Here is a 21,163-nt window from a genome sequence, read left to right as displayed (position 1 = left end):
ATTTTAACCGGCCATATTTATACTGTTGATAATAAAGTTTACTTGACTCTTTTTAGGTACCCGCCACCGAATGCCTCCGTGATCAGTAATTTGTTGGTAATGCTTTCATCCTTTACGAACTGGTCTGTGGTTTCTAAGTAAGCTTCCATGGCGGTATATGGATTATTGCCTACATCCCATGGTCTGTTGGTTACATAACCCTTTGGAAAAAACTCAACAAATGTATCGGGTAATAAAATGTAGGAATCTAAACTTACCAGCGGCGTATATAGTTCCAGTTCTCTGTACACATGCTCGTGTGAATGATTTGAATCCAGTACCACCATCACCTTCTTGAAATTTTTAGCATAGTCAGTAATTTGCTGAACGATCTTTTCATCAACGGAGGAACCCTCCAGCATGGTAATGTTCTTCATCATCGGGTGCTTCTCGATCTCATCCCGGTTATGTTTCCGGATATCAATATCTACGGCGATCACTTTCCCGCCATTGCCCATGAGTTCCATCATGGAGGACGAAAATATGATTGAACCACCATGAGCGATCCCTGTTTCGATGATCAGGTCAGGTTTTACATCCCATATCAGTTCCTGCATGATGACAATGTCCTGGGGGTATTTAATGATGGGCCGTCCCATCCAGGTAAAATTGTAAGTGTATTTATACTTGTCTGCATGAAGCATCCAGTCAAGCGACTTTTGTTTTAGTTCTGCATCTTGAAGCATTTCCTTTTGTGCGGTAGCTCTTTCGTTCTTAAATTCTGAAATGGGATCCATTTATTATTTTTTTGAGTTAAGGTATTTAAATATGTCTGAAATGGCAGCTTGTAAAGTAGAATTTTCATCTTCAAGGAAGCCAGTGCTTTGTAATTTGGTCAAGTTGATGCTGAACCGGTTTGGTTCGGCCGGTTCTGTACCCTCAATGTTAACCTGTACTGGTTTTTGAAATTCTTTTTCATATACCTGCCTTGTTATTTCGGCCACTTCTGTCATCATTAAGCACCGGGAAGATGCTAAGTTATAGCATTCATATTTATCCGGAAACCGCTTTATTATGCTTTCAACAGCCCTGCTGAGGTTTTCGAGGTGAATAAAATTACGCGTTTGCTTACCGGAAGACTTGATGGTAATGGTTCCTGCTCCCATGGCCTCCCTGCAAAAACAACCCGGCACCAGGGACCAGCGGTTGAATGCGTCGGTCAACACCGGCCCATATACATTGCTGGGGCGAACCGATACCGTTTGTACTTTTCCCTGCCTGCTGTACATCTCTGCATACATTTCTGCCAGCAGGTGGTTGATGCCATAGTCATTGGCAAAATGCAATGGGGAGGTCTCAGAAATTTCGCCGGTCAATTCGGTTCCGTATACCTGCAGGGTTGAAAAAACAATACAGTTCGGGATATTATTCTTTACAGCCAGGTCGAGGATGTTCCTGGTGCCGATGGCAGACAGTTCAATTCCCTTAATGCCATCTTTTGAAATAATGTCATTGGCAGTAGCAGTATGAATAACAACGTCTGCCTGCAATGCCATTCGTTGCAGTTGTGGAGTATCCAGTACATCCAGGTCAATTAGCTGTGCATGCTTAAGTAAGGCCCGGGTAGAAGGATGAAATTGCCTTGAAGTGGCAATGACCTCGTATCCCTTTTGCAGAAAAAAGTGAGCAAGGTAAGAACCAATAAACCCGTTTGCACCTGTGATCAGTATTTTCATATCCTGTAGGCTCTTTATTTTATTATCAATCCCTGGCCGGTTGGCAATGACAATATCTTAATTCCTTTTTTCATTGCCCAGTTATTGTGCGCTTCATACTGGAAATCATAGGTCATATAAGCATAATCATCCAGCACAACGATCCCTCCTTTACTGAGTTTATCCCAAAAATGATCCATGGCAGCAATTTCAGGATTCACATTATTCATATCAATGGACAGGAAAGCAATATTTTGACTGGGAACCTGGTTAAGTGTTCCCGGAACAGACCCCTTGATCAGCTTAACATTTGGTTCGGATGAAAAGGTCTTTTGTACTTCTTCAAAACAATCCGAATAAGCGGCTTCAAAATATTCTTTTTTGCCTGCGGCTTTTTCTGCATCGGTTAACAAGGTCTCATCCAGCCCTTCAAAAGTATCCAGTAAATAAAATGTTTTGCTGATGTTCCTGAAATCAAGGTACTCGCAAATGGCTTTTGCATATCCGCCCTTATTCGTTCCGCATTCCACAAAATCACCTTCTATATCCTTGCAATGACTGGCCGCCCATAAAATAGTATGTACCCGCCAGTGAATGCTGGCCCATGAACCTGTTGCTGCGCCGGCCTTTTCGGCTTTGATGAAAGCAGGATCTTTCATAAAGCCATTGTTGTGATAGGTTATTAACCCGTCCTGGTTATATGTAACCTTATGTTTTGGCGGGAGGAATGCTTTTTTTATTTTACGGACGATATTCAACTGGCTTGGTTTTAAATTTATTTAGAAAAGCCCTCAGGGGTTTTTTGATCAGGATATAATACAGGATGTAGTCCTCGTTAAAGATCAGTGCTGCCCCATTTGAAAAGAACAATCCTGCTTTTTTAATGAAAGATAAATGTTTAAATCTGAATTGGTAAGTGAGGTATTTGAAAATATACCCATCCAGGAAATAATATCTGCTCCTGATATTAAATGCCTTCCGGATGGAAGCATTTGTTTTTGAACTGCCCCCCTCAAAGTAATGAAAAGCCGGTGGTCCTTCCACGAGCATAAATTTTCCTTTAGTGATGACCTCATATAGAAAAAGATGCTCACCGCCCCAACTGTTGTGAAATGGAACATCTTTCACCAGAGCGGTCCGGTATAGACCACATAATGTTCTTGTCAAACACATCCATCCTTGTTATGGCTATGGCTACCTCATTGTTTGTTTCCATTGCTTTTACGCAGCGTTCTATAAAATCATTGTTCCACTGATCGTCATCTGCGGCCCACATAAAATATTCACCGCTTGCATTATCCAGCAAAAATTGAAAATTGGGAACAATGCTGAGATTCTTTTTTTGAATATGGTATTTTACCCTTTTATCAAGCCCGGCATATTTTTTCCAATACGGGCAATACCCTGGGATCCGCAGAGCAGTTATCGGAAACAATGATCTCCAGGTTGGCATACGTCTGTACTGTAATGCAGGCGAGTGTCCTTTCAAGCCCTCCGGGCCTGTTGTATGTAGGAATCCCGACAGTTACCAATGGAGTTGTTTCATGCATGATTATAAAAAGACTCCTTTGAAATTAGCATCAATGAAAGGGATCTGCATGTCTTTATCAGAAACGAGAGAAACCGGCAAAGGCCATTCAATATTTACTTTTGGGTCATCATATTTTACGCCGCCCTCACTTTCCTTATTGTAAAAAGCAGAAACCATATACGTTATTTCGGAATATCCGGAGAGCGATTGAAAGCCGTGGGCGAACCCGGCCGGTACGTACATCATGCGTTTGTTTTCGGCCGAAAGTTCTGCACCAAACCATTGTAAAAATGTAGATGAGCCGGCTCGTACGTCAATGATCACATCAAATATGGCGCCCTGTACACATTTCACCAGTTTCACTTCGCAAAAGGGACTGTTTTGAAAATGCATGCCACGTATGACCCCCTTACCGTTCGTACCGGAATGATTGGCCTGCACAAAATGTTGAACCAGGTCATGTCCGGCAAATTCCTTTTCACAGAATGTTCTTGTAAAAAATCCACGGCTATCCTGGGAAGGCTGTACATCAATGGTGAAAGCTCCTTTTAGCGTAAGTGGGTTAAATATCATTTTAAGTTTTTAAAATTTCGATGGGGAGAACCTGGCATCATTTTTCGGCAGGATCAACTTGGGACTGAGGTCATACACGATCCTGAACAATTCGTTTTCTATACGTGTTTTTGAAGGAACGGCCAGCATATTGAAACCATGATGGGGCGGTGTTTCGCAATAGGTCCTGTCTAATGGGAGTAATTCGATCGGCATATCACCGGTATCGATATTCTGATGAAATTCCCGGACTGCAAATACTTCATACCCGAGTTCCTTCATCAATCTGGCGGAAGGGCAATTTTGCAACCCGTTGCTCCAGTCATCATACAGGCTGTGGGTTTCAAAAACAACGACCGGTTTATCTTTTTTCAGCATTTCAACGGCACCCTGTAGAACTTTTATTTCACTTCCTTCCACATCGATCATTAAAAGGTCAACCTTGCTTACTTTATTTCCGGATACATAATCGTCGATGGTTATGGTATGCAGAACATGGGCAGCTGAACCGGATGCTTCCACCGTACTGGCTAATGCATCTTCTCCTTCAAAGATTAGTTTCTCATTGCTTTTATTCCACAGGGCAAGGTTGTTGATGAGGATATTGTCCAGGTTATTAAGCCTTGCATTCTCAATGATCAGGTCGGAATTATTCTTATTAGGCTCAAAGGTATGACACAGGCCTGTGTCCCTGATATTATGAGCGACCGGTATGGCCTGGTCGCCAAAATATGCACCGGCAATGATCACATTCCCTGCATTTTTTGAAAAATGAAGCAGCAATTTAGTGGTCTGCGGTTCCCACACATGATTGGGAACAGCGGGATCGCACAAGAGAAACTCTCGTGCAATTTTTGAGTTGTAAACAAAATTTATCTTTAACCCGTTTTGTAATTCTTTGGCGAAACGTTCCCCCATAAACAATTCATCAGCTAAAGGCCCCGAAACAGCATCCCTCACGTTTAACTGCGGGTGACCCGTTTTTTTTTCAAACACAACCAATGCTTCAATAAATGCATCCCGGTAAACAGGAGTATTACGCAGCGTTTCTTTTATGGATTCGATTTTTGTCATTACTGTTTTTAAAAGCAAGGTTCTGGTCAATGACCCGGTGGTCAATTAATTTTTCAATGGTCTTTAAACGGATCATTGCTGATTGTCGGAAATTGCTGTCATTAAAACCTATTCCCTGCAAGCCGTTTTTGAGATCCTGTACGGCCTCCTGTAAACTTACCTGTGGCTGATGGGCAGTGGCCAGTTTTTCATACAGGTCAAAACTTACTTTGTAGGACCGTTTGTCCGGCTGTGCATTTGCATTAATATCCACTTCCACATCGGTAAACAGTTGCTGCACGGCTGCAGCCAGTTCTTTTACCTGGTAATTCCAAATATTGCTCCCGGTATTGATGACCAGGAAATTTCCTCCTGCCTTTCTTTGAATGGCCCAATCCATTGCCCTTGCCATATCCTTTACATGGATCAGGGGACGCCAGGGGGTGCCATCGCTTAAGATGCTGATCTTTTTTGCAGCAATGGCACTGGCAACAAAGTCATTTAACACCAGGTCTAACCGCAGCCTGTCGCTATAGCCACAGGCTGTTGCAAAGCGCAAACAGGTAATTTGGAAATCAGCATCAGCCAAAGGTTGCAGGCCTTTCTCGGCATTCACTTTGGACCTTGCGTAAGCAGTTAATGGATTTACTTCGGAGGATTCGGTCCGGGGTGCACTATCGGCAAACCCATATACACTGCAACTGCTGGCAAAAACGAACTGCTTTACGCCCGCTTTCTTTGCTTCTTGTGCAATGTGAATGGCGGCATTACAATTTATATCAAGGGTAGGGGCTTCATACGCATTACCCATCGGATCATTGGAAATAGCGGCCAGATAGATCACGCCGTCAAATCCATTCAGCAGCGAAGCATCAAAATTCCTTACATCGCCAAAATACTGAACATTCAGTAAGGTATCTCCGGCAATTCCATTGTAAGTATTGTTCTGGATAAAATAACCGATGTCGTAACCCGCTAAAAAATAACCAGGGTATACTGACCTGAAATGTTTGACAACGATCGGACCGATGTATCCAAGATTTCCTATTATTAATACTTTCATGATCTTATTTCCAGATTTTCCAGGGGGCTTTTCCGCTTTCCCACAATTCATTTAATTCGATCTTATCCCGCAGGGCATCCATGCATTTCCAAAAACCTTTATGTTTATAGGCTACCAGTTGTTTGTCGGCAGTGAGTTTTTCCAGCGGCTCATCTTCCCACATAATATTCGACATATCTTTCTGGAGGTAGTTGAACACAGTTGCTTTAAGAACAAAGAAGCCGCCATTGATCCACTGTGCATCCGCTTTTGATTTTTCCCGGAAGGCATTTACGCTTCCATCGGCAGCAAGATCCATTCCGCCGAAGCGGGCATCCGGCTGCACGGATGTTACGGTAGCAATTTTGTCGGCCTTCTTATGAAATGAAACCAAATCGGCAATGTTCACATCGCTTACCCCATCCCCGTATGTCAGCAGGAAATCTTCATTGCCAATATATTTTTGTACCTGCTTCAACCTGCCGGCTGTTTTGGTACTCATACCTGTTTCAACCAGGGTCACTTTGAAAGACTCAGACCTGGTGCCGTGAATTTCCATTTTATTGTCAGCGAGGTCAATGGTAATATCTGAATTGTGCAGAAAATAGTTCATGAAATATTCCTTGATCACGTAACCTTTATAGCCCAGGCAGATCACGAAATCATTGAAGCCATGGTGACTGTACATTTTCATGATATGCCAAAGGATGGGTTTGCCCCCGATCTCCACCATGGGCTTTGGACGGGTATCCGTTTCTTCCGAGATACGGGTGCCAAGCCCACCAGCAAAAATGACTACTTTCATAAATCCTTTTTTCGAGTGCAAAAGTAAATGATTTGGGAGTTTATTCGGCTAAAAATGCCGGGAAGCGGTAAATATGCTTTGATAGTAAATTGACCTGTCAGATCGATGTAATAGCCACCTTTGCTTTTTCTGTAATACTCCCCCAGTAAAAATGATCGAAGAATTCCCCCGGGGTCCTGGTTTCGGTATCGATCGAAATGACCTGCCCGGCAAATGATCCCCAGTCATTGTCTGCAACAAGTTTCATCTTATAGCCGGTTACTTCAGCCGGGATGCCAATGGCCCCGCTTCGGGTGCTTACAACCGAAAGGCCGTAGCCCAATGCCTCCACCAGTTTGGTTTTAATGCCGCCACCATCCACGACCGGGTTGATGAAAATATCAGCGCCTTTAAAATATGGATTGATGTCGGCCACAAAACCGGCATAAATAATATTCCTGTCTTTGTAATTTACCAGGCCCGAATAGGCAGGCGGGAGTTTATTGCCACAGATGATGATCTTGTACCGGAAGCCTTCTGTTGCCAGCAGCAGCGGATTTATCTTCTGCAGTATGATATCCAGCGCATCCAGGTTTGGTTTGTAGCCAAGGGTCCCGTTGAAGAGCAATAATTTCTCCGAGGGGTCAATACTCTGGGTGTTGCAGATGAACCTGCGGGCTGCTGTTTTTTCAGTTTCTGCAGGGGCGGCCGGGTGTTCAAAGCCATAGGTGATGGTCACGCATTTCGCGGGTTGCAGTTTAAAACACGCAAGGGCATAGTTCCGGTCATCGTCATGAATGAAGAAACTCAGGTCTGCATTCCGGTGGGTGAACTTTTCATAATTCCATAAAATGCCCCACCACCATTTGTTCATCGTCCTGAACCGCAGCGATTCTATATTATGGGAATGTACAACCAGCTTTACTTTACAAGACCACTTCAGCAGCATGCCCAGCCAGCCGTAATAGGGGTGTTCCAGTATGAGATGGGTAATGTTGTTCTCTTTGATGATGCGGCTCAGCGTAAAGAAATAAAAGGGGTTGATATACCGTAGTTTGCTGTTGCCGAGGATTTTTTTAACAGGGTAACCTTCATTCTCTGTTTTATCATTTTCCTGTACGGTGGCACAAAGCAGGTCGGTTTTTTCAGCCAGGTAGCGGTTAAAGAAAGCAATGCCTTTCTGGCCACCCATGTCGGGCGGCAGGAATTTGTACGATACCAGGCTTAATATCTTTACGGTGCTGTTCATTTTATTTCCTGGTGGCCACCACATTTACAAAAGGGGCAAACCAATAACCCTTACTTCCCGATATTTTAATGATCCCGTTCAGTAACCGGGTGAATAAATTTACAACAGCATATTTATAATGGGTATCCCAGAAACCTGCTGTGTAGGTTGCGGTGAAACCGGCTTTTTCAATGATTTGAACATACTGCTGTTTTGTGATCAGATGCTCGGCCCACACGCCGGTCCTGCAATCGCAGGTGTTGCTGCCAGGCGGTGAGATGGCTTGTACCGGCTGTTTATTGAAATACTTTTCTATCGTATCCGTGAGATCCGAAAAAGCCCTGCCCCTTGTTTGCTTCACCAGTTTCGCCAGGTCCACTGCGCCGATACCCGGCTTTAATTCTTTTATGAATTCTTCCCGCTGCTTCCGGTAAAAACCCTTTTCCACTTTATGGTGATACCAGTAGTGTTTCCACCGCATGGCCGGGTTATGATAATTGGCCGTGGTGGTGGAATAACAGACCGTGGTAAGGCCGGACCGGAAGAGCTTTGAATAGAAATGCTCCAGGCTGTAAATATGCTCCACCACATTCCTGGATGCCACGATATCGAAAGCCTGGTCGTTTGCCTTTGCATAACCGATCACGGCATCAATATCACCGGAAATGAAATCATCGATGGTTATGCCAAGTTTATCGCAGATGATCTTTGCATAACCGGCCCATTGCGGGAAATAGTCATTGAAATATACCTTCCCGAACCCGATCTTGCCGGCCAGCAGAAACAGCGTACCCAGCCCGGCGCCGTAATCAATGAAACGGATGTCCTGTATGTTACTGTTTACCAGTTTAACCGACCGGTAAATGATATCGGCGCTGCTTTGTATGGAAAAGAAGAGCCGGCTGCCGGTATGGTGACTGCTGAAATAATGTTTTCCGAAATCATCAATGACCGTGTCGCTTATGTCAAGTGTTCTCAACTGCTCATAAAGCCCGTTGGCTTTTTCATTGATCAACCGGGCCAGTTCATCACCCGGCTCAATGAATGTATGTTTCCTGCCTGTTTGCAAAGTGTGTGATCAGCTTTTTATATTTTTCGGTCCCTTCTTCCAGCTTTTCCATGCCATGAAGAGGCAGAGCAAAACAACCAGTACCGAAAAAATATTCGCATACCGGGCCACTTTTTCTCCCACCCGGACTGATCCGGGATCGAAAACAAAGTCGATCGTATGTTTGCCGGCAGGTATGGCAAGCCCCCTCAGTGCATAATTGGTCTTGCAATACGGTGTTTCCTTGCCGTCAATATACGCTTTCCACCCCAGCGGGTAATATACTTCGCTGAATACAGCAAACTGGTTGGCGGCTGCATTGAACTCGTATCTTATCTCGTCATTTTTATTCCACAGCAGCTTGATATAAGCAGCTGAATCGTAAACGGGGGTGAAGGGAACAGCGGCTTTGAACTTCTCATCCACGAAAGCAACCTGTACCGGGTCAAAAGCATTGAGGGCATTCATTTCTTCATCGGCATTCTTTACAAACTTCACTTCTTTAACAAGCCAGCAGGGTCCCATGGCAAAGGGATTCTGCATGGCCATATTCTGCCGGGCATCGTTCCGGTCGGGAACGATCACGTATTTCATGTTCAGCATATTCAGTACCTGGAAACTGTCTCTTGCCATTGGGTCGGTACCCCAGGCCTGTATATTATTGTATATCTGCCTTTCGATCAGGTCCTGGTACAAACCAAGTTTGGCCGGGCTGTAGCCGCCAATATTGTTGTGTTTGTACGAAGCGATGGCATCATTGAAAGCGGTACTCATGGTCAGGGAATACCTGCCATCCCCGGACGGGCTTGTCAGGTTCACGATCCGGTAATAACCGGTGTCGCTTTTTAACTGGATGTCGGCACGGGTGTCGGTATAAGCTGCTTCCAGGTCGGCGGGCTCCACAAAATTCTCTTCTTTCAGGTATCTCCGGGCCACGCCAAACAGGTCGATGGTGCAGAGAACGATCATCGCTGCGTACAGTATCCAGGGTTTTATCCATTGCTTTGCATAGAAGAAGATCAGTGCAATTCCGGCCAATAAAAAGCCGATCGTTCGCCACATATCGCCCGCATAAAATGCCTGGCGGTCGGTTTTCAGTGCACTGAAATAGCTCCGGGTAAAATCGGTTCCTTTCCCCTGCAGGGCATCATTTATATTCTTACGCAGTTCATTGGTGGCCTCGTTGGTAAAACCTGCGAAGAAGTAGAACATTGCCAGCACGGCAATGGTGCCACCGGTAATGTACAGGCATTTTTTGAACAGTTGTTTCAACTTCTCCTTATCTGTATTTTTGGCAAATTCATCCAGGAATATGGATGCCAGCAATGCCATGGAAAGCTGCGGTATCACCAATGCCATGGAAGGCGCCCTGAATTTTTTATAAAAAGGTAAGTGGTCGAAAAGGAAATAATTGACCGCTTCAAAATTTTTGCCCCATGCCAGGATGATACCAAATAATGTGATGGCAACCAGCCACCACTTATGCTCATTCTTTGATAAAAATGCGCCGAACAGAAAGAGCAGGCAAACAATGGCACCCATGTAAACAGTTCCCTGGGTACTTAATAGTTCGCCCCAGTACAACGGCGATGACTGGGCCACCTGTTGTGCAAATCCCTGGGGTAGGGTAGCGGCATTCTCCTGCAATACTTCAATGGCTTTTGAATTTTCACCCAGTCCTTCCGACGAGCTTCCCCCAAATGCATTGGGCACCAGCATGGTCATGGTCTCGGCTTTGCCGTAACTCCATTGAAAGGCATAATCTTTATCCAGGCCGCCTTTTGTTTCATTCTTTTTGTCCTTCTGCGTCAGTTCACTTCTCCCGCCACGCATGGTTTCTTTACTGAACTCATAGGTTGGCCAGTAGATCAATGCCATGGTACCTAATATGACCGCCCCGATGCTGATGCTGAGTATTGCCGAAATTGCCAGGTGTTTTATCGCTTTTTCTTTGATGCACTTTATGATGAAAGGCATCGTCATAAATACAGTCATCAGTAAAGTGTAGTAAACAATTTGCTGGTGTAGCTGTCCAAGCATCAATATGCCGGATGTCAATAACAGCGCAGTACCGATCCAGTATTTTCGTTTAAATATCATTTGTATGCCGGCAAGTACGGCAGGCGCATAGGCCATGGAAAGCAGTTTGGTATCGTGCCCCCCGGCGATCAGTACCGGGTCGTATGAACAATAGGCATACGCTATGCCCCCGAATATACTCACCCAGGGATTAAGCCCTATGACAATGCATAGCAGGTAAAAGCAAAGCGCTGCAATGAATAAATAGAATACCGGTTTTGGGAAACCCATGGTAAGTATATCATGCACATAACCGAGGTGAATGTTCATCGGATCTTTCGGGCCCAGGGCGATCTGGAAGGTGGGCATCCCGCTCATCATGCTGTTGGTCCATTTGGGAAAGTGGCCATATTTTTCCTTGAACTCAAATGACTGTTGCGCCATGGCCTTCCACTGTATCACGTCGCTTTGCTGAACGGCCTTCCCTTCCAGGGCGGGCTTTGTGAGGATGACAGATAGTAATAGAAAGGTTGCCACCGCAACCAGTGGGGGAGAACCTGTTTGAAAGAGATATTCTTCATAAAGAGTTTTTGCTTCGGCAAAATAATGCTAAAAAAACCAAATTAGGAGGGTAAATGGCGTCAAAGCTTCACTAAAGGCCGTGAAAAATGGCCGATGGATTTTCGTTTGATCGTGAAAGTGGCCGTGTATACACCGGCTACGGGTTCTAGCCGCGGTTGGTGTCTCCACCAACCGCAAAATAATGATTAAAATTTTTCATTTTTAGACTGCGAAACTTCACTAAAGGCCGTGAAAAATGGCCGGTAGATTTTCGTATGATTGTTAAAGTGGCCGGTGGGGACACCGGCCACGGGTTCCCGCCGCGGTTGGTGTCGCCACCAACCGCAAACTAATGAGTGAAATTTTCATTTTTAGACAGCAAAACTTCACTAAAGGCCGTGAAAAATGGCCGGTAGATTTTCGTATGATTGTGAAAGTGGCCGGTGGGGACACCGGCCACGGGTTCCGCCGCGGTTGGTGTCCCCACCAACCGCAAACTAATGAGTGAAATTTTCATTTTTAGACAGCGAAGCTTCACTAAAGGCCGTGAAAAATGGCCGGTAGATTTTCGTATGATTGTGAAAGTGGCCGGTGGGGACACCGGCCACGGCGATCGAAAAATGATTCAGTTAATTTCCTCCCATTCCCTGTTGTGCATTCTGCATGTTCTCCATTTCCCCTTTCATGTTCTTCCTTTTGAAAAGCGATACATCCATCTTGCCAAAGCGCCAGTTAAAGTTCAGGCGTACAAACTGCGGGTCCCTGCGGCGTTCGTTGTCCTGTACAAAATACTGCGATTCACTGTGCGATGCATAAAGCCGGGTGCGGAATATGTCACTGAACTGGAGGGTAAGTGATGCGGCATTGTTCTTCAGGAATTCCTTCCGGATGGAAAGGTCGGCGCCGAAGATCGGCTTGATATAACCCTGTGCACTCGGCTGTGAACCTCCGCCAAACATCATACCCATACCACGGCTTCCGCCACCACCCGGTGCCACCAGGGTTTTGGCGGTATAGTCGCCGGAGAACTGTATGGAGAAGTTCTTAGGCAGCTTGAAATTGTTATTGATCTTTGCAAACCAGCTGAACTGCGAATTGGTCTCGCCGCCTGCCAGGTTCCCTGCCTGTATGGTTGAATTGAACAGGTTCAGGTTGGTGGTAAGGTCCCACCATTTGGCCAGTTTGTTCTTTCCCGTTACTTCAAAGCCATATGTATAACTCCTGTTTGCATTTACGTAGGTGCTGATGATCACACTGTCGGGCTTGGCAGGGTTGGGGTTGGCATCTTTGTATTGGTAACGGGTAATGAGGTTGTCGGTATTGCGGAAATATACAGTGGCCAGGAACGTATTGCCCGGTTTGTATTGATTGGAATAGGATAATTCGAGCAGGTTGGTGAACTCCGGCACCAGGTTGGGGTTACCAACCGAAAGGTTCAGCGAATCGGAATAATCAATGAACGGTATCAGCTGGAAGAAGTTTGGCCTGTTTATCTTTCTTGAATAATTGACCTGCATATCCTGTTTATCATCGATTTTATAGGTCACAAATGCACTTGGGAAAAAGCTCAGCGGGTAATCGGTTTTAAACTGTTGGTTTTTAGAGATCAGGTTGCCTGTGTAGGATGAACTTTCAACCCGTAAACCCAGCTGGTAGCTGAGTTTTTTAAGCTGGTGAGCGAATGTCAGGTACCCGGCATACAGGGCATCGTTGAATTTATAATTATTGCTGAGGCCCGGAATGAGAAAATACTGTCCCGTGGAATTCTGAATATAGTTATCATTGAAGCTGGTAAAATTCCGGAATGCGCCCCTTAGCCCTGCTTCGATCTTCATCTTATCGGTTATCGGATCTGAGTAGTCCGTTTGAACCGTAAAGAACGAACTGCTGCCCCCGCCTTTTGACCGCTCGGTGAACAGGGGTGTTTTTGGATTATTGGTGGGGTAGAAGTATTGGGTAGTGTAATCACCGATATTATCGTTCCTGCTTTGGTTATAGGTCAGGTCGGCTGTCCATTCGTTATTTGCCTTGGCGAAATTGTGCTTGAAACTCATGGTGGCCCCGTAGTTGCGGAAGTTACCGGTATTCTTACTTGTTCTTTCGCCCCGGTCGCTGATGGTGCCCGATGTGCTCACGGTATCCCTGAATATGTTAATGAGGTCGTTGGTCTTGAATTGTCCGCGTACAATATTGCCGCCCACCGAAAGGGTGTTCCGGTTGTTGATGAAAATATCCATGCCCATTCTGCCGAAAGCAAAGAAGCCGGTGTTGATGGGTTTGTTCCGTTGTGCCAGGTAGGCAGTATGGTTGCTGCTGAAGTCGGTGCGGTCGCTTGTTACCGTGCTGATGGATTTACGCATTCCAAACTGTCCGGCTGCAAAGAAGTTCACTTTGCCCTGTTTTATGTTTGCATCGCCTCCCAGGTTCGGGCGGCCACGCATATCAATGCCTGCACGAAGGTTACCGTTGTAACCGGCTTTCCTGTTTTTCTTAAGTACTATATTGAGGATGCCTGCACCACCGCCACTGGCATCATATTTGGCGGAGGGGTTGGTAATTATTTCAACGGATGCAATGGCGTCTGCCGGGATCTGGTCGAGGGTCATGGTGGTTGGCCTTCCATCCACAAATATCTGCGGGGTGGCATTGCGTAAAGAAACATTGCCATCTATATCCACATTAAGGGAAGGAACATTTTTCATTACATCCACGGCGGTGCCGCCTACACTGTTCAGGTTCTTTTCTACATTGAATACCTTCCGGTCTATCTTCATCTCCAGGGTGGCTTTGCTGGCGCTTACGGTCACATTCTCCAGTTGTTTTGCGTCTGCTTCCAGTTTAATATTGCCCAGGTCCTTGTCCACACCGCTGAGCATGCTGCTGAGATCGCCGTTCCTTGCGGCTCCCATGTTGAGCTCGAAGTTCACTTTCCGTTCGATCGTTTTAAAACCAATGGCTGTTATTTTCAGTTTGTACGTGCCCATTATGGAAAGGTTCTCAATACTGAATTCGCCTTTTTTGGTAGTAAGCATTCCGCCAACAATTACATCCTTTCTTTTCTTTGCCACCGAGTCAAACTTATTCTGTATGAGTTGCACCGATACCGCTTCAATGGGTTTCCCGGATACACTGTCGATGATCTTGCCGTAAAAATGGCCCAGGTTCATATTCTGTCCGCCCATACCGGCACGGTTGCCGCCCATACCCGGCATTTGGGAGAATGCCTGTGAAAAGGATAATGAAAAAGCTACAATCAGCAAAAGTTTACCAGTACGTATCATTTATAGAGTATTTTAATATTTTTTAACCGGGTGCAAAGAACCTTCAAAAAAAACGAAATACCCGGCCCCATCAGGATGAGTGGTATATATGAAGGGAGCAAGGGAAATTGTCTATGCTAACAGCCTGAACAACAAGACCTGCAGCAATCCCAGCAGCAACCCGGTCAGTGCACCTGCCAGCTGCAGACGGATAAACAGTTTTTTGGCTGATTTGTTCGCCAGGATGCCGGATCTTTTCAGCGAAAGACCGGCGATCTTTTCAGCGATCAGTTGTTTTGGGTTGAGATCGTTTTCAAGATTTGAAAGATAGGAATTCATGATGACGGGGAACAGGCTTTCCAGTTCCAGTAAAAAAGCGCCCTTCAGCTGGTTGATGGTCTTGTCGCCGATGAACATCGAAAGCATGGGAAAGCTTTCTTTCAGTTTCTCCCGCAGGAAATGATCGATGTGATATTCGATCTCCGGCTTCAGTTTATCAAAGCTGGCCGGGTTGGCTGCTTTTTCTTTCAGGGAAGAAATTGAAAAGAATTCCCTGCCGGCCATTTCGGCCAGTTGCTCCGCAATGAGCGGCTGATGTTTTGGTAACAGTCCCTGGAATTTAAAACCCAGGGCTGGCAACGGTTTTTCGGGCCAGAATAGAATTTTGAGGATGAGCCGGATGACCAGCCAGCCGGTGAGGCAGGAAAAAAGAATGATCAGTATGTAATGAATGGATTGCATGAATGACAGCAGGGCTGCAAAGAAACAGATTATGTAAGCGGGTTCAAAATGTAATTTTGAAGGAGAGCTGTTTTTCTTTATTTTTGCCCCCTGTTAAAACGGTAGCCATAGCTCAGTTGGTTAGAGCATCAGATTGTGATTCTGAGGGTCGTGGGTTCGAGCCCCATTGGTTACCCAAAACCCGGAAAAGTTCCGGGTTTTTTTATGCCTGCCCGGATTGTTATTATGATGGAATAATGACACAAGGGGGAAATAAAATTACCGTTCATCCGTTCTCATTTCCGGAGAACTGGTTTAACAAAACATTATTCAAAATCATACGTTTATAAGAAACAGAAACAGTTGTTTTTCCGTTATTTTTACAGTATGCAAAAAATTGCACGTTTTATGATGAGTAAAAAATTCTTACCGGTAATTCTGGTACTTACCGCTGCAAGTATGTTCGTTGCTTTTCAAACACAGGGAAAGAACGACCACGATAATCCCAAGTCAAAGTATACAAGGATACTGCGCAATGTGGGTGTGCTGCTGGAGCAGGGGCATTACAGTCCAAAGAAGATCGATGATAACTTCTCCAGGGAAGTGCTCAAAAAATTTGTGCAGGACCTGGATAATGACCGCAATATTTTTTTACAGGGCGATATAGAGGAGTTCAGGAAATTCGACAGCAAGATCGATGATGAGATACATGGTTCTGACCTGTTATCTTTTTATGCCATCAATGATGTGTACCTGAAGCGCCTGAATGAAACCGCTGTCTTGTATAAGGATATCCTGGCAAAGCCGTTTGATTTTTCAAAAGAGGAGAACGTAATACTTGACCGGGAAAAACTGAATAACCCAAAGACCGAGGCAGAAAGAAAAGAGATATGGCGAAAGCGGTTGAAATACATGACGCTTGGCCGTTATTCCGATATGCTGGATGACCGGGAGAAGAACAAGGGCAAGGAAGATTTCAAGTATAAGGCAGACTCCACCCTGGAGCGAGAAGCAAGGGATGCGGTGAGAAAACAGATCGAGCGGTATTTTACCACCAAGAAGACAAGGGAGACCAGTGACGAGAACTTCAGCACATTTGTAAATTCCATCACCGGAGTCATGGATCCGCATAGCAATTATTTTGCACCCATCGACAAGCGCTCGTTTGACGAGGGGATGAAGGGTAGTTTCTTTGGGATAGGTGCGGTACTCAAGGAAGATGACGGTAAGATAAAAATAGGCACGCTTATTTCCGGGGGACCCGCCTGGAAGGGGGGTGAGCTGAAAGTGGATGATGAGATCATTAAGATCGCACAGGCCAACGGAGAGCCGGTGGATGTTACCGGGTATTCGGTGACCGATGCGGTGAAACTGATCCGGGGTTCTGAAAAAGGATCCGAAGTGAAATTGACCGTTCGTAAGATGGATGGTTCCGTAAAAGTGATCACCATCTTAAGAGATGAGATAAAATTAGACGACACATTTGCCAAAAGCGCCATCATCAATGGTGACCATAAAGTGGGTTATATCTACCTGCCGGAGTTTTATATTGACTTTGCCAATCCAAACGGCGCCAAATGCTCGGAGGATGTGGCCAGGGAAGTTCAGAAACTCAAGGCGGAGAACGTGGAAGGCATTATAATCGACCTGCGCAGCAACGGGGGTGGCTCCCTGCCGGAAGTGGTAAAAATGGCTGGTTTGTTTATTGAAGATGGTCCAGTGTGTGTGGTTAAAGGACGTGGGGAAGACAGGCCGTACCAATGGAAGGACAAGGATAAAAGTGTTTTGTACACCGGCCCTTTGACGGTTATGGTGGATGAGTTCAGCGCCAGCGCTTCCGAGATCTTTGCGGCAGCCATACAGGATTATAAAAGAGGGATCGTGATAGGCAGCAGTTCTACATTTGGCAAGGGTACCGTTCAGCGTACCATTCCATTAAATCCCGAAAGTGAGAACCCGGCATTTGCCAACAGGAATACAGAAGACCTGGGATCCGTGAAACTGACCCTGCAGAAGTTTTACCGTATAAACGGCGGCTCTACGCAGATAAAGGGCGTTACCCCAGACATTGTTATTCCCGACAGGCTGGAATACCTGAAATTCCGGGAGCGGGATGATTCTTATTCTTTGCCCTGGGATGAAATCGGTAAAGCCGACTTTAAACCCTGGACCAGTACCATCAGCAGCGATGCAGTAGTTAAACATGGTGATGCACAGATCTCAGCAAACCCGGTATTCAAGAAAATAAGGGAAAGCGTTAATTGGCTGGATAAATACAATGACAAGGAGTACTCGCTGAACCTGGCTAAATATAAAGAAGAGCAGAAGCAATTAAAGGCAAAGGTCAAAGAACTGGATGACCTGTATAAGCTAAGCAAGGAAATGAATGTGAAGAATACTACTGCCGATGCGGAACTATTGAGTGCCGCAAAGGATAAACTGGAGAAAAATAACCAGTGGTTGAAGCGGGTAAGTAATGATATTTATATTGATGAGACCGTGAAAGTGATGAATAACATGATCAACCAGAGCACTACCGCAAAAACCAATTGATCTGTTTACGTTAAGGTAAACCCAGTCATATTCAGAAGTGCAATAGGATTTTTCCTATTGCACTTTTTTAGTTAAAGGATATAACACATTGGTAATTTGTTGGTTAAAATCATATCAGCCTTGTAGAAATGAGGGCTTTCAAAAAAAAGTCATATAAAAATTTTGAATTTAAGATAGTTCTTATACCTTTGTGATACCTCTATTTAAAAATTGCTTACCTGAAGTCCACGTATCTCACGAAATACCCAATTTCCAAATCCCTCCAATTTAATATCTGCTGAAAAGTTGTCTTTGTGATCGTAATGCATCACAGCCAGTCCTGTAAAAACTATATGCTTACCGCATAGTTTAACACTAAACCACAAGACAATGAAAAATTTTACCTCACGAGGAATCGTAGTTGCATGCATTATGGTATGCTTAACCGTAGCAGCAACACAGCAATCAGCAAAGGCCCAGGTTATACGGGCTTATGGAAATCCTGTTTTTTCTGATAACATACGTGGCGGGCACACCATTTTTGGGAATACCATTACTGCTGTTTATACAAGCGGAAGCGGGAGTACCGGGGTAGTGAACAGTACCGCTATGAACGACTTCAGCACCAGTGGCACAGGCAATTATTCCAATGGCCGAACCAGCGCCTATGGTAATGATAATGCAAATATCCAGTTTACGGATGTAGATGGAGGAGGAAGTACTGCTTCCCTTTTAGCATATGGTGGTATGTGGAGGTACTACTCACTGAACAATTATTCATCTGCCCCGGCAAATATTTCGGGCCTGAACTGGACAGAAGACGCTTATAATGATGCTTCCAACTGGACCAATACTGCCAATAACAGCAATGCTTTTGGATACAATGAACCCAACGTAAATGCTCCTTCACAGACGAACCGGGAAACCTATTATCTCAGAAGGGATATCAACATTACCAACCCGGCACAATATTCAACGATCACCTTAACAGCAAAGTACGATGATGGAGCCGTGGTATATGTGAATGGGGTGGAAGTGGCAAGAATGAATATGCCAACCGGAACCCTGGTTTATGGAACAAATCCAGGCGGCAACAGGAATTATACGGATGGTGATTTTGTAATTAATATCCCATCTTCGAGTTTTACAAATGGCAATAACCAGGTAGCCGTGGCTTTGTACCAGGGTACCAGTAACACGGTAGATCTTTATTTTGATATGAAACTTGATGGCAATACCGTTAATGCAACTTTTAATTCTTCCTCAGCCGACCTGGTCATGCCATCCGGAACAAATACCGTAAGATTCGCACGTCTCTACTGGGGAGGAAGAATAGACGGTGGAACCGGTGGCAGTGGAAATATCAATTTACGAACAGTTAAAATACGCAAGGGTATTTCGGGCGCTTATACAAATATCACGGCTCCTGTATCACAAGTGGATAAAAGCCTGATCACCGGTTCCGATTCTGCTTACCAATCATACATTGATTTAACAGCTTTTGTTAATAGTAATGGCGCAGGCACTTATACCGTAGCCGACATAACCGTTGCTGTTGGTTCAGCAAGCGGTGGCGGTAATTATGGAGGATGGGCCATGGTAGTAGTGTACGAAAATCAAACAGTTTCTTATTCCAGCGTAAGGGTTTATGATGGATTTATACAGGTATTCAGCGGCGGCTCACCAACGTCCCAATCCATTTTGTTGACAGGATTAAACGCACCGGGTTCTCCGGTATTACCTTCCGATGCTTATATGTCAACGGTATCCTGGGAAGGAGATGCAAATCTTGCTGCGGCCGGTTCTAACCCCAACGGAGATTATATAAAGGTTAATGGAAATGTTGTTTCCAATACGGTAAACCCGGGTACCAATTTCTGGAACGGAACCATTTCAAAAAATGGATCTCATGTAAGTACTAAAAATCCAAATTTCCTCAACCAGATGGGTATTGATATTGATGAGCAGGAAGTAGGTACCGGTTACGGTATCCCACTGAATGCTACCGAGGTTGCTATTGAGTTCGGTACAGAAGCAGACCAGTATTTCCCCAGTGTTTTTGCTTTTACCATTAAAGCAAAAGACCCGGAAATTATTTTGAATAAATCGGTTAGTGACGGAACAGCGCCATTTGGAACATTGCAGACAAATGAGATACTGACCTATACCCTGTCCGGCTCAAATGTGGGCCAGGCTGATGCTTTGAGCTGTACGGTGGTGGATACCATTCCTTATAATGTGAGTTATGTACCGGGATCGCTGATCGTTGTGAACGCACCTGGTTTTCCCGGCAACAGTATTCAGACAGATGCCAATGATACTGACTTTGCCTATAAAGGGACAAACGGCGGGAAAGACTTTGTAAAGTTTTATATAGGAACAGGCGCCACCAATTCTTCCGGAGGCGTGCTGAAACCGGGAGAAACGTATACATTGAGGTTCCAGGTATCTACGCCATCCACTACCGATCTGTTATCGACTGTTATTAATACTGCCCGTATTACCGGGGAGAATGCCTTTGGCGACCAGTTCGTGGATGACGGAACAGCATCCATTGCCCTGGGATCGCCCACGCCGGTTAAGATGAGTTCTTTCACCGTTAAAAAAGAAAGTAATGATGCGGTTTTACGGTGGACAACAGTAAGCGAGACCAAGAACGATCATTTTGATATCGAACGCAGTGTTGACGGAATTAATTTCACAAAAATGGGTACGGTTGCCGGTAACGGGACAACGGTACTTACAAAAAATTACATATACCCGGATGCACTGGCCAACGTGGCTTCTAAGATCTTATATTACCGGTTGCGGATCGTTGATATGGATGGCAAAAGCACATTCAGTACTGTAGTTGCGTTGAGGCTGGATGGTTCAATTGCGGTGAGCAGTTTAACGGTCTATCCCAACCCTTTCACAAGCAATATTAAATTACAGCTTCGCAGTGCAAAAGAAGAGAACAGTACCATACGGTTCATTAATGCAAGGGGCCAGGAGGTCTTAAAACGGAATGTAACGCTGATGCCGGGCGATAATATCGTGGTGGTGGGCGACCTGCAGACCGTTGCACCGGGTTTATACATCATGGAATTAAGGACCGGGAATGATGTAATAACACAACGGATCATAAAACAATAAGTTC

16 protein-coding genes and 1 tRNA gene are annotated in these 21,163 nt (G+C 45.1%); 3 read left to right on the top strand and 14 right to left on the bottom strand.

The annotated features are described in order from the left end of the window. Positions 1 to 38 precede the first annotated feature (38 nt). The 14 genes from IPJ02_03060 to IPJ02_02995 form a co-directional block, all read right to left on the bottom strand. Positions 39 to 776: a cephalosporin hydroxylase family protein gene (locus IPJ02_03060; GenBank protein MBK7374565.1), complete on the bottom strand. Its 738-nt coding sequence runs from the start codon at positions 774 to 776 to the stop codon at positions 39 to 41. Positions 777 to 779: 3 nt separating this feature from the next. Then, on the bottom strand, positions 780 to 1,715 hold the full coding sequence (locus IPJ02_03055) for an NAD(P)-dependent oxidoreductase (protein ID MBK7374564.1): 936 nt from the start codon (positions 1,713 to 1,715) through the stop codon (positions 780 to 782). Between the two features lie 14 nt (positions 1,716 to 1,729). Further along, the gene (locus IPJ02_03050; GenBank protein MBK7374563.1) at positions 1,730 to 2,452 is read right to left on the bottom strand and encodes a class I SAM-dependent methyltransferase; all 723 of its coding nucleotides are present in this window, start codon (positions 2,450 to 2,452) and stop codon (positions 1,730 to 1,732) included. A gap of 332 nt (positions 2,453 to 2,784) precedes the next feature. Further along, on the bottom strand, positions 2,785 to 3,129 hold the full coding sequence (locus tag IPJ02_03045; protein ID MBK7374562.1) for a glycosyltransferase: 345 nt from the start codon (positions 3,127 to 3,129) through the stop codon (positions 2,785 to 2,787). After that, positions 3,062 to 3,244 carry a glycosyltransferase gene (locus tag IPJ02_03040; protein MBK7374561.1) on the bottom strand — a complete coding sequence of 61 codons (183 nt, stop codon included), beginning with the start codon at positions 3,242 to 3,244 and terminating at the stop codon, positions 3,062 to 3,064. The genes IPJ02_03045 and IPJ02_03040 overlap by 68 nt, the downstream gene beginning before the upstream one ends. Positions 3,245 to 3,246: 2 nt before the next feature. Next, positions 3,247 to 3,798, bottom strand: a complete 552-nt coding sequence (gene rfbC, locus IPJ02_03035; protein MBK7374560.1) for a dTDP-4-dehydrorhamnose 3,5-epimerase — start codon at positions 3,796 to 3,798, stop codon at positions 3,247 to 3,249. Between the two features lie 9 nt (positions 3,799 to 3,807). After that, the gene (locus IPJ02_03030) at positions 3,808 to 4,851 is read right to left on the bottom strand and encodes an FkbM family methyltransferase (GenBank protein MBK7374559.1); all 1,044 of its coding nucleotides are present in this window, start codon (positions 4,849 to 4,851) and stop codon (positions 3,808 to 3,810) included. Continuing rightward, a complete protein-coding gene (locus IPJ02_03025; protein ID MBK7374558.1) occupies positions 4,814 to 5,893 on the bottom strand; it encodes an SDR family oxidoreductase in 1,080 nt (359 codons plus the stop codon). The genes IPJ02_03030 and IPJ02_03025 overlap by 38 nt, the downstream gene beginning before the upstream one ends. 4 nt (positions 5,894 to 5,897) lie before the next feature. Next, complete coding sequence (gene rfbF / locus IPJ02_03020; protein ID MBK7374557.1) at positions 5,898 to 6,677, bottom strand: glucose-1-phosphate cytidylyltransferase; 780 nt, start codon at positions 6,675 to 6,677, stop codon at positions 5,898 to 5,900. Positions 6,678 to 6,774: 97 nt separating this feature from the next. Next, positions 6,775 to 7,905 (bottom strand): glycosyltransferase family 4 protein, encoded by a 1,131-nt coding sequence (locus IPJ02_03015; protein ID MBK7374556.1) that lies wholly within the window; start codon positions 7,903 to 7,905, stop codon positions 6,775 to 6,777. Between the two features lies 1 nt (position 7,906). After that, positions 7,907 to 8,953 carry a methyltransferase domain-containing protein gene (locus IPJ02_03010; GenBank protein MBK7374555.1) on the bottom strand — a complete coding sequence of 349 codons (1,047 nt, stop codon included), beginning with the start codon at positions 8,951 to 8,953 and terminating at the stop codon, positions 7,907 to 7,909. 9 nt (positions 8,954 to 8,962) lie between these two features. Next, on the bottom strand, positions 8,963 to 11,488 hold the full coding sequence (locus IPJ02_03005) for a hypothetical protein (protein ID MBK7374554.1): 2,526 nt from the start codon (positions 11,486 to 11,488) through the stop codon (positions 8,963 to 8,965). A gap of 653 nt (positions 11,489 to 12,141) precedes the next feature. Beyond that, the gene (locus tag IPJ02_03000; GenBank protein MBK7374553.1) at positions 12,142 to 14,793 is read right to left on the bottom strand and encodes a TonB-dependent receptor; all 2,652 of its coding nucleotides are present in this window, start codon (positions 14,791 to 14,793) and stop codon (positions 12,142 to 12,144) included. 111 nt (positions 14,794 to 14,904) lie between these two features. After that, complete coding sequence (locus IPJ02_02995; GenBank protein MBK7374552.1) at positions 14,905 to 15,513, bottom strand: DUF445 domain-containing protein; 609 nt, start codon at positions 15,511 to 15,513, stop codon at positions 14,905 to 14,907. Between the two features lie 101 nt (positions 15,514 to 15,614). Here IPJ02_02995 and IPJ02_02990 point away from each other — a divergent pair. The 3 genes from IPJ02_02990 to IPJ02_02980 all read left to right on the top strand — a co-directional run bounded on the left by IPJ02_02990 (position 15,615) and on the right by IPJ02_02980 (position 21,159). After that, a tRNA-His gene (locus tag IPJ02_02990) sits at positions 15,615 to 15,688 on the top strand. Between the two features lie 212 nt (positions 15,689 to 15,900). After that, positions 15,901 to 18,045: a carboxy terminal-processing peptidase gene (locus IPJ02_02985; GenBank protein ID MBK7374551.1), complete on the top strand. Its 2,145-nt coding sequence runs from the start codon at positions 15,901 to 15,903 to the stop codon at positions 18,043 to 18,045. Between the two features lie 369 nt (positions 18,046 to 18,414). After that, positions 18,415 to 21,159 carry a T9SS type A sorting domain-containing protein gene (locus IPJ02_02980; GenBank protein MBK7374550.1) on the top strand — a complete coding sequence of 915 codons (2,745 nt, stop codon included), beginning with the start codon at positions 18,415 to 18,417 and terminating at the stop codon, positions 21,157 to 21,159. Positions 21,160 to 21,163 lie beyond the last annotated feature (4 nt).

The organism is Chitinophagaceae bacterium, assembly GCA_016710165.1.
GTDB lineage: Bacteria > Bacteroidota > Bacteroidia > Chitinophagales > Chitinophagaceae > Ferruginibacter.
This window is presented reverse-complemented; position numbering and strand designations above follow the sequence as displayed.